This window comes from Methylosarcina fibrata AML-C10 (assembly GCF_000372865.1).
Taxonomy (GTDB): Bacteria; Pseudomonadota; Gammaproteobacteria; order Methylococcales; family Methylomonadaceae; genus Methylosarcina; species Methylosarcina fibrata.
Genome location: NZ_KB889965.1, coordinates 1302572 through 1313062 on the forward strand (window position 1 = coordinate 1302572; position 10491 = coordinate 1313062).

Consider the following 10491-nt stretch of genomic DNA (forward strand, 5'->3'; position numbering starts at 1 on the left):
GACTTGGGATAAAAAGATTAGAATCATGGACGGCAATCGAACGCCGGATAACCTGGAGTACGCGATTATTGTATCATTTGCCTTTCTTTTTACCGACCGAACACTGAACCCAGATGAAAATTATCCCGGTGATCGACTTGAAAGACGGCAGGGTCGTGCATGCCCGTCAGGGCCTGAGAGATCAGTACCGGCCGATCGATACCCCGTTGTGCCGGTCCCCGGAAATCGATCGAGTCATTCAGGCTTTTACGGAGCTGTACGACTTCGATACTTTTTATATAGCCGATTTGAATGCGCTCTGTTCGCAAGGCAATCACGATACGCTGCTCAGCCGGATCACGGCCCGGTTTCCCGGCAAGGAATTCTGGATAGACCGGGGCTATCGGCCGCCGTCTTCGCTGCTGGACTTTCCTGAAAACAACGTGCCGGTATTGGGCAGCGAATCGTTCGACGCCGGAACGGTTCATTTCCTGAAAAAATACCGGGAACGCTTTCTGTTATCGCTGGATTATTCGGTCTCGGGGACGCTCGGAGCCTCATCCTTGTTTACCGATTCGAACGCTTGGCCGGACTCCGTCATCATCATGACGCTGGCGCGGGTCGGCAGCGCTCAGGGGCCGGATCTCCCGAAATTAACGGACTATTGCCGGAACCATCCCGACAAAAACTTTATCGCGGCGGGCGGCATACGCAACCAACAGGATCTGATCGATTTGAAACGATTGGGCATACGAAGCGCTCTGGTGGCCAGCGCTTTGCATTCGGGCGCGCTTTCGGGCGAAGAAATTGCCGAACTGGCGGAAGATTGAAAAAGCCGGGGATTGCTTGCAGGGCCTGTGCTAAACTCGGGTTTTACTGAGATCTGTGCCTCCCCAGACTTTACTCAAGCCACCTTCCGGACAAAAAAATACCCCGATGAACGGGGTATTTTTTAACATCCTTACCTTACGGTAAAACTCAGTTAGGAGCAAACGGATGTTTTGCGGTGGCTTTGCCTTTTACGACTTCAGCAGCGGTCGGAGTGCCGGCAACGGCGCGTTTGATCGCTTCTTTGGTCGCTTCGTAGTTGTATTTCTGGATCTTGGCATCGTCTTCAGCCGCCCAGTGGATGAAAACACCGACGCTGACGAACAAATCATCGGCTTCATCGGCAGGAATGGTGCCGTCTTCTACGCAATCGGCAACAGCCATGGCAACACCGCGTTGAGCAGGGCCGAACATTTGAACTGCTTGTTTCGCGCCTTTAATGGTTACTTTATTGAACATTACTGTTGCAGGCTTAACCATCAGGTTAGGAGCAACTACAGCCAACAAACTGGAAAAACCGTCTTTGTTGTTTGTTAAGCAAATCGCAAATGCGCTTTCAGCAGCAGAACCTCTAGGCCCGATCATCAGGTCGATGTGAGCAACTTCGTTGCCTTCACCCACCAAAGACTCGCCAACGCACAATTTATTGATTTTTGCCATGCTTGTTTCCTCTATTGTAGAAAAATTCAAAAAATTTATCTGAAATTGATATGATTAATTCATCATATAATTATTGTAATTGCCGGGTGCCAGACTACCGGCAATCGTATTGCGAAGCACTGCGGCCATGCCCGAGGGCATCCTCCAACAATGCTGTTAACACCGTTGCTACGGTCAGATCGGCCGTCGTGCCAGGATTGATTCCTCGGCACTTGAAGTCCTGATCCATCCGGTAAAGCAACGGCAGAAGTTGCTCAGGATCGTCTGCTCTGTCGAGCGCATCACTAAGCGAAGCCATTTTGGCGGCTACCATCCCGGAAAATCGGTCACCGTATTTTCTTTCGATGTGACTGTCGGGAAACCGGCTGAGCAATCCTGCATAAACCGATACGGCTGCCCAATTCCGGCCAATCCTTTTACGCATAACATTGTAATACAAACCGATCGAAAAATCGAATATATCTTGATAATTTGTGCTATATTGAAAAGCTATGCGGTCGCGTTCGGCCGCGATTTTCATGGATTCCAGCAAGGTAACGGACGCTTTTTCCCTGACGTCTTCGGCGCAAGAACTGCCCAAACCGCCGGGCGCCGCCAGCGTAATGGCCCGGTAGGCCCAATCGGCATCGGCCACCGTGGTCTGGATTAACACCCGGGTCAGAGCCTGCCTGAGCGTCTCTCCGGAAGCCAGCATGGACGCCGCCTGAATCAGGGGAGCGCAGAGTAAGACAATGCCCAGATTGGTATTGCATCCCACCGCTTCGCGCGTCGCTTTGATCGAATAATAGATCTTCTCTCCCAGGGAATAGTCGGGCCGGCAAAGAGGACCGGCGCTGACCTCGGCGCTTGCCCTGAAATCGGCCACCGTCATGTCGTGGCCGTCGGCATAGACGCTGACGTTGCCGGGCTTGAAAGCCTGCAATTCGACTTCGCAGGCGGTCAGATACAGTTTTTGCAGAACTTCCAGGGCTATCATCATGCCGTTTCGGCCGCAAGACGCGGGCGTTGCGTCTTGAGGCAGCGGCCGATCAAGTCGTCGGCGAGCAAGTCGGCAATGTTGACGTCGCACACGCTTTGCAGCCCTTTCCACGCCGGAATGCTGTTGACTTCGATGATCGTGTAGCATCCTTCCTTATCGAGCATGATGTCGACCCCCGAATAATCCATGCCGAGAGTCCTGGTCGCCTCCACGGCCAGTCGGGCCATTTCCGAATCGGCATCGATCCATTCGCAGCTCGCTCCCTGGGCGACGTTATTCAACCAGGACTTTCCGCGCCGGCGCATTGCCGCGACGGACTGCCCGTTGATGACGAAAACGCGGTGATCGGAAAATCCGTCGCCCGAACAATGGACGAAGCGTTGCAGATAATAGACTCCGCCGCCGGCGGTCAGCCAGATCAAATCGGTCGTCTTTTCCAGTCGCCGGATACCCTCTCCCTGAGACCCGAACAAAGGCTTGCTGATCAAATGATGGCCGTTTTTCAGCTCGGTTTCGGCAATCGCCAGGGCTTCTTCGGTGTTGCGCAAAATCCAGGTCGGCGGCGTCGGCAGTCCTGCCCGATGCAGCAAAAAACTGGTCATGCCTTTGTCGACACTCCGCTCGATGGCGCGGCCATCGTTATAGACGGGGACGTTCATCAGCTTTAACGCATGGAGAATGTCCAGATACAGCACCACTTCCTCCAGGGTGCCGCCGGGCACGCCTCGGACGAATACGGCATCGGGAAGCGCGTGCTCGAATCCCGGCAGAATCACGGGCAGCCGGCCCGGCGCGACGGCGAAACGGCATTCCGTCAGCGAGATGAACTCGCCGTCAAAACCCCGGTCGGCGAAGGCAAGGCGCAACTGCTGGCCGTGCCAGCCGGGGTCGTCGGTGATGATGGCGATACGGCTCACTGTTTGCTCTAGGCTCCGAACGAAAGATCCAGCAACGCGTTATCCAGCTTGCCGGCGCGGAAACTCTTGCCCGATTCGACCGCCGTGACAATGACGCTGGCCGGGCTGAACAGCATCGCGTCGATCTTGAAAAAGTCGTAATTGTACTGTTTGAAAATTTCGGCAAACGGTTTGCCGTAATCTTTCGACGTCGAACTGGGCAGTTCGTTGGCCAATTGTTCGGCGGCGCTGTCGCTGCCTTTGACGAAAAGATGCACCTGTCCTGCGAACAGAATGGCGTCGTTGGTGCGTCCCATGGCCTTGACGAAGTTGGGATGAGGAGGACAGACCGGGGCGCTGCCGCTGCCGTCGATAATGTGTTCCAGCGGAAAATGCAGGGCGTGCGCCTTGTGCATCGCCACTTCCAGCACGCGCGCCACCACCTGAAGGCCGCCCGCCAGGCTGCTGGTCGGCGTGACGATGACGGTAAGCCTGGACGGATCGACCTGGCAGGCCGACGCCACTTTTTCGACGATCGGCAAAGGAGGAACGGCGTCGTTCTCGATCACCAGCACGGTGGCATCGGCTTCGTCGCGGTAATTTAATTCCTTATAGAGCTCTTCCACCGGTTCCAGTTGGCCGTCCTTGAGCTTGGTCGCCATGGCCCGGGCCGGACCCGAGCCCAGGGCGTAATATTTTTCATGGGAAAGGCTCCAGCCCGCGTACTGGCTGCCGAGACAGCCGAGTACGGGATTGCCGGTATGCACGTTGACCGTCAGCGGCCAGTTCGCTGTATAGGGACTGTGGCCGAGAGTCACCGTGCCCATGCCGCCGAGACAGATTTCGGCGATCAGCCGGCCCGCTTCCAGGCCGCCGGGGACGTTAATGCCGGCATCGATCACGGTGCAGCCGTTTTCCAGCGTCTGTACGGCCACTCTAAGCTTATCGGCATGAGTCTTGAGATGAGCCACCAGAGGTTGAGTCAATTTGTTAACGCTTGCTTTGTATTCCATGAGATTGAACCTTTATCATATTATTGACGATCTGTTGCCGGAGTTTCAGCAGGTCCACAACCTGCTGCGAATCGTTTTGGTGGGCAATGATACTGCAAACGGGTTGTCCTTTGCGACAAAGGCCTCCCTCGGCAGGCCGGTCGACGCAGCCTTCCGGCCACTCGAACCCGGCCGGAACCACCCAGTCCGACTCGGCATAGACGATCTGCATTCCCCTGACGCCGCTCCGCTCCGGTAGTTTGTCGGGAAACCGGCCCTGAGCGGCCAGGACGTGGCCGCTCAGCATGCCGTCATAAAGCTGCATGCTGGCCGAAGGCCTGGCGTTGATTTCCAGAACCAGGAGCCGGTCTCCGCTCTTGACGAAATCCAGAGAATTGATTCCTTTCAATCCAAACACCGGAACGCACCGCGAGAGCCAGCCCATAATTGCCGACCGTTGTCCACCGCTCAGCGGGCAGTCGTTGACGATTCCGGCAAAAACAAATTCCTGATCCGGCGGCAAAGCCACCGTCCACTGGGTATTAAAACCGACTATTCTCGCCTCTTGCCCGTTCGCCAGAAACAGCACCGAATGCGACGTACCCGGCTCAAACCTCTGCCAATAGACGGACGACGGAGCCGGGCAGTCGGGCCCGTACCGCCGGATGCCGAAGCCGCCCTGACCTTGCCTCGGCTTGACCAGCCAGCGTCCGTCCTTTTCCGGAGGAGCCGTAAAAACCACTTCCGGAAAAGGGATGTTCAGCTCGCTCAGAACCGAGAAAAATTCAACCTTGTTTTGCAACCGGATGAAGGTTTCCGGCGAATTGCCCAGGATGCGTATCCGGCCGTCTAAATCGCCGAGACTCTCCGGATGCGGCTCGATGCCGCTTCCGTACACCAGATGCCGGACGGGATAATGCCGCACAAAGTATTCCACCGACGCCATCAGATGCGCAGCATCCAGTGCCGGAACCGTGATGGAATCGATGGCGGAATTTCGCATATCGGCATCGCCGAACAGATCGACGACCAAAGGTTTCATGCCGGCCCTGGCCGACGCTTCGGCCAACGAGCGGCCGGAGCCGGCCACGATCAACAGGTATTCGGGAAAAACGGCCTCCGGCGCAGAGAATAAAGACGTATCGCTCTCGCCTGCCGGCCGTTTTGTCCGCCGGTCAGTCGATAAGGACATCGCCGCCCGTATTTCTGGCGCTGGCCGTTAAAAAGCTGAGCGTATTGTAATGGGCGAATTTCACCCTGGCCTCGCGGGTCAGCGTTTCGGCGAAGTCCGGTCCGTCCAGCGCGCAGAAGCCGGTCGGTCCCCACGAGGTCTGGCCTATCGCCACCGCCCCCCGCTCTGCGAGCCAGTGCATCGCCTCGGCCACTTCGGGACTGGTGAACACGCCGCCTTGAGCCGGAGCGAAATGTTCCCCCACCGACCGCTGCAAGCGGATAATCACTTCTCCGAATCGGACGATGTCGTTTTCGGCGACCGCGGGCAGAGCCTGCATTAATAGCAAATAGCACAGCCGCGCGGCTTCCTCTTGCGGAAACGGAGGCAGCCGGTCGAATGCCTGCACTTCCTGCACGCCGTGCAGCCCCTGACCGCGCTTGTCGAACGCCAGAATGAAACGCCAATCGGACGGCACGGCCATTCGCACCAGGAGCGGTGGCGTTACCGTATGTTCCCCGCGGCCACCGTCGACCACCAGTCCGCCCCGTTCGAATACGCCGATGCCGATGCCGGAACGCAGACCTCTGTCCAGAACCGAGGCGATGTCGCGCACGCTCAGCCCCAAACCGTAGCAGGCGTTCAGCGCGGAACCGATCGCCAGCGACATTTGCGTGCCCGAACCCAAACCGACGTGTTCCGGAATGGCCGAGTCGATGGTGATCTTTAACCGGTCCGGAACGTTCAATGCCCGGCACAGCATGTCCAGGCAGTGTTCGGCTCGTCGAGCCGAAGGACCGGTGACCGTACGCCGCGAAGCCTGAGCCACTGACAAGCGGATGGCGTGTTCATTGAGAGCAACGCCGATACTGCCGAAATGACGGCCTAACGATCCGCTTAAGTCCATAAACCCCATATGCAACCGGGCGGGGGCTATGACCGAGACTTTAGTATGTCGAACAAGCAAGGGCGATGACGGAAAAACAATGCTAAAAACGCCCATTATACACAACAAGAACCGCGCCGGATGCTCTTAATCGGAAATAATGGATTAATTCTCCGGAATGAAGCCGAAAAAACGCCGGCCTCACGGCAAACTCAAAAAGCATCCTGAAGTCATTCGCCCGCAAGCATTTTCTGCAATTGCGCAAGGTCGCCGGCTTGCAGAGTGCAAAGAGCGGCGGCCGGATGATTTGCAGGCGATGCCGACGGAATCAACGCCGACAAAGCGCCCGCCCTCGACGCAGCCAAAATGCCGACGGCAGAATCCTCCAGCACCAGGCATCGACCGGCCGGCACGCCCAGCCGTCTGGACGCCTGCAAAAAAAGATCCGGAGCGGGTTTGCCCTGCGCCACCTGATCGCGGCTGATCACGACCGGAAAAACTTGTTCCAGGCCGGCCCGCTCCAGGCATTCCCAAGCGTTCGCGCCATGACTGTTGGTCGCCAGGCAATAAGGAAGGCCTTCCTTAACCAGCCATTCAAGCAACGAGTGAAAGCCGTGTTTGACCTCGATGCCGTGAGCGGCGACGTGCCGCCGCCAGCTCAAAGCGCTCAATCGATTGAACTCGTCGACGTCGAAACCGGCGCCGCCCTGGGCTATTAAGGCGGCCATGACTTCTTCCGCCGGCAGGCCCGACAGACTTTCCCAGAACGACGTTGAAAACTCATGCCCCAGCTCCCGGGCTGCCTCGCGCCAAGCCAGCCGGAAGGTGCTTTCGGTATCGAGCACGAGACCGTCCAGATCGAAAATCACCGCGGAAAAATCGGCCCGGTTAACCATGGATGACCATGATGTGTTCGCCGTACGCTTCCCGGCTGGAGCCGACCACGATATGCCGGCTGCCGTCCGACGCTTCTTCGAGCAGGCCCGAGACTTCGACCAGCTCGCCGTTAAAAGCCTGTCCCGCATACGTCGCGGTGAAGCAAATTATCGAGCCGATGGCGTCGTATTCGATGCGATAGACCGCCGGATAATCGAAGGCTCGGCTATCGTCGGCGATTCGGCAGCGCAAGGTGACCGGCCCGAGTTTTTTATAGAGATCCGGCTCGCCGGCGTTCGGCTCGATCAGGCTTAAATCGAATTTACGACCGTTCACCACCGCTTTGTTGTATTTTCGCCGTTCGTGCCAGACATAATCGCCGTAGCTCAAGGAACAGCCGCGGCGCCGGTAGGATTCGCGCCAATCGCTGTCGTTCAAGGACTGCAATTGCCCCTGTTCGATCAATTCGCGGACCACCTCCCGGCAACGCAAAAACCCTTCCCTGCCGTAACAGACCAGATCGATGTCCGAACTGTCCCGTTGCACCCCGATCAGCAAGGAACCGGTCACCCCGACCTGCGCCAGATCCACGCCTTGCTCGGTCAGCAGCCCCGCCAACAGCAACACGTCGTCTTCGACGGCATCGCGCCCGCCGTCCTCCAGGATCGCCCGGAGCCGCCGCCTGGGCTGATGATGCTCGACAATTCGGGACGTTTCGACCGCGTGCAGGTGGGTATCGAGCCTCGGCGAATAATGCAGATAATCCGCATGCCGCTGACGCAAAAACAAGTTGGCTTCCTCGGTGGCTTTTTTGCGCCAGCCGCCGTCTTCCAGGACATAGCGTAAAAAGCAGAGCACCTTGCCTTGCTCCGGATGCGAATCGACCACGGCAAACACCAGCCCTTCGGCGGTTTCGATAAAATCTTTGGGATGGAACGTCGTCATGAGGAAGAGGCGGAGAAAGCTTGACCGAAACGATTATTTTTACGGGAGTAATTAACAAAGATCATTGTCAGCCTTTATAGTTCAGACCGCAGGCCAGGAAGATTTTTCTTTCAGATTGGCGATCGTTCTGCCCGGAACGATCGCATCGTGAAGAATCAATAGATAAAACCAAAGCTTGTCGCCATTAGTTTTTGCATATTCGTTCGCAAACCCGCACCGGCGGCAGGCTATATTTAACGATCGAGGCGGCGGTTGTCGTGACCATTACCGCCCCGCCAAGCTTCAGGCTGAAATACCGGCAGGCCCGGCGGGTCCCGGCGAGATCATCCGTCGGCACCGATGAGCGCCAAATATTCCTCCTCGCTCAGGATGGGCACGCCTTTTTCTCTGGCCGCATTGATTTTTGCCGCGCCGGCCTCGGATCCCGTCACCAGAAAATCGGTCTTGCCGGTAACCGAGCCGGCCACCTTGGCCCCCAGCCGCTTGGCATCGCGAATCATGTCGTCGCGAGTGCCTTTCAGCATGGTGCCGGTAAACACGAGAACCTTTCCGGCAATGGGGCTGCTGTTTTGGCGTTGTTCCGACAAGAGGGGCGTGGATGTCAGATTGAACCCCAACTGATAAAGCTGCATGAAATCCTGCCGGATGGTGGTCAGGCTGGTAACGACCGCTTCCGCCGTTTTCTCGGCAAAGCCTTCGATACTGACGATGTCGTCCCGGCTCAAATCGAAAATACCGGTCAGGCGGTAATGCTGCAGCAGCCGTTCGCAATTGCCCAGGCCCATCCGGTGAATGCCGAAAGCGCCGAGAAAACGCCAGTCTTCGATGGCCACGTTGCGGCTGCGTTGAAGTTCGCTCAGCAGATTCTGCGAGGTTTTTTCGCCGAAACCCATCGCCTGCAATTGCGGCAAGTCGAGTTGATAGACGGCAAATACCGAATTGACGCCGTGGGCGTGCAGCTTTTCGATGGTCTTCAATCCGAAACCGTCGACGTTCGCCAGCGTCCTGAAAAAATGTTCGATGCTGTTTTCGATCTGCGCCGGGCATTTCGTCGTGTTCGGGCAGAATAGATAATCGCCGTCCCAGATCAGTTCGCTGCCGCAGCGGGGGCAGCGCTCCGGAATTTGCGGCAAACTGGGCGCGACGACCCGTTCGATTTTCGGTATGACCATGCCGGAGCGGGTCAATTCGATAACCGTGCCTTCGCCGATGCCCATTTCCCGGACCATGCCGTAATGGTGCGCCGTCGCTCTCGAAATCAGCGCGCCGCTGAGCCGGGTCGGCTCCAGTTCCGCGACCGGATTGACCCGACCGGAACGCGAAGTCTGCGGAGTAACCCGCCTGACCTTGACCAGAGCCGTTTCGATGTTGCTTTTGTAGGCTATCTGCCAGCGATGGTGATGACGGGTAGCGCCGAGGAAACTTTTGAGCACCGGATCGAGCGCTTCGAGGATGAGGCCGTCGACGTCGTAGTCGACCATCTTTGGCACCTCCTGCACGATCGCCTCGAAGTCTTCGCGCAGCTTTTCGGCGGTCCCTTCCCATCCGGGCAGGACCGCAAACGGATAAAAGACCGCCGCCCGGTTCCGGATCGCCGCCAACGCGTGTTCTTCCAGGTCTTTTTCCTTGATGATGCTGGCCTGAAAATTCCGGGGATTTTCGAAATAAACCGCCAGATGGCTGTCGAAATAGCTGCGGCTGACGACGATCTCGCCGGCGCCCTGCCCTCTTTTTCCGTTGCCGGCGACGATCAGCCCGCGCTCGAAGACGCGGCTGATGTCGGTGCCTTTGCGTCCGTCGCCGCGCGTGTACAGCACGTGGCCGTCGTCGTAGGCGGCAAAGCCGTCCAGCTTGGGCGTCGCCTTGAAGCGCAGCGAAGCGAAATCGACCTGGCATTGCTCGGCCGCTTTTTCCAGACGGCTCAGCCACTTTTCGATGCCGTCCCGGGAATAGGTTTTTTCGGTCGACAGCATGTATTCCGGCAGGGTCACCGTCTTGCCGGCGAAGGCTTTTTCCGGTTCGACCGTTTCCAGATAGGGATGATTAGGATGCCTCCGCCGAAGCTCCTGCAAGAAAACGAAATCGTAATCGTAGTCGGAGATCAGCGGCGCGCCGCCGCGGTACAGGGCATTGCAGATTTGTAAAAACTCGACCAGTTGTTCGTCGGTCAATTGGGCAGTGTCGGCCTGTGCGGCCGTTTGCTCGATCTGCGCGATCGACAGGCGTGAAGGCGTCAGCCCGCTTCGTTCGAGAACCGCTCGTTGCTCGGCAGTCAGCAT

10 protein-coding genes are annotated in these 10491 nt (G+C 57.5%); 1 reads left to right on the forward strand and 9 read right to left on the reverse strand.

The window, feature by feature from the left end; all coding sequences use genetic code 11:
* Positions 1–113: 113 nt before the first annotated feature.
* Entirely contained in the window at positions 114–809 is a 696-nt protein-coding gene (locus A3OW_RS0106275) for a HisA/HisF-related TIM barrel protein (protein WP_020562573.1), read from the forward strand.
* 148 nt (positions 810–957) lie between these two features.
* Here the strand turns inward: A3OW_RS0106275 and fae are convergent, their stop codons facing one another.
* From fae to A3OW_RS0106320, 9 genes are all read right to left on the reverse strand, one after another.
* Positions 958–1467: a formaldehyde-activating enzyme gene (fae, locus tag A3OW_RS0106280; protein WP_020562574.1), complete on the reverse strand. Its 510-nt coding sequence runs from the start codon at positions 1465–1467 to the stop codon at positions 958–960.
* A gap of 94 nt (positions 1468–1561) precedes the next feature.
* Entirely contained in the window at positions 1562–2443 is an 882-nt protein-coding gene (locus tag A3OW_RS0106285) for a triphosphoribosyl-dephospho-CoA synthase (protein WP_020562575.1), read from the reverse strand.
* Positions 2443–3363, reverse strand: a complete 921-nt coding sequence (locus tag A3OW_RS0106290) for an ATP-grasp domain-containing protein (protein WP_020562576.1) — start codon at positions 3361–3363, stop codon at positions 2443–2445. The genes A3OW_RS0106285 and A3OW_RS0106290 overlap by 1 nt, the downstream gene beginning before the upstream one ends.
* A gap of 8 nt (positions 3364–3371) precedes the next feature.
* On the reverse strand, positions 3372–4355 hold the full coding sequence (gene mch, locus A3OW_RS0106295; RefSeq protein ID WP_020562577.1) for a methenyltetrahydromethanopterin cyclohydrolase: 984 nt from the start codon (positions 4353–4355) through the stop codon (positions 3372–3374).
* Positions 4333–5526: an ATP-grasp domain-containing protein gene (locus A3OW_RS0106300; RefSeq protein ID WP_020562578.1), complete on the reverse strand. Its 1194-nt coding sequence runs from the start codon at positions 5524–5526 to the stop codon at positions 4333–4335. The genes mch and A3OW_RS0106300 overlap by 23 nt, the downstream gene beginning before the upstream one ends.
* On the reverse strand, positions 5510–6412 hold the full coding sequence (locus A3OW_RS0106305; protein WP_020562579.1) for a beta-ribofuranosylaminobenzene 5'-phosphate synthase family protein: 903 nt from the start codon (positions 6410–6412) through the stop codon (positions 5510–5512). Before A3OW_RS0106305 ends, A3OW_RS0106300 begins: the two co-directional genes overlap by 17 nt.
* 209 nt (positions 6413–6621) lie before the next feature.
* The gene (locus A3OW_RS0106310; RefSeq protein WP_020562580.1) at positions 6622–7287 is read right to left on the reverse strand and encodes an HAD family hydrolase; all 666 of its coding nucleotides are present in this window, start codon (positions 7285–7287) and stop codon (positions 6622–6624) included.
* Positions 7280–8212: a hypothetical protein gene (locus tag A3OW_RS0106315; RefSeq protein WP_020562581.1), complete on the reverse strand. Its 933-nt coding sequence runs from the start codon at positions 8210–8212 to the stop codon at positions 7280–7282. Before A3OW_RS0106315 ends, A3OW_RS0106310 begins: the two co-directional genes overlap by 8 nt.
* A gap of 323 nt (positions 8213–8535) precedes the next feature.
* Positions 8536–10491 carry a BRCT domain-containing protein gene (locus tag A3OW_RS0106320; RefSeq protein WP_020562582.1) on the reverse strand — a complete coding sequence of 652 codons (1956 nt, stop codon included), beginning with the start codon at positions 10489–10491 and terminating at the stop codon, positions 8536–8538.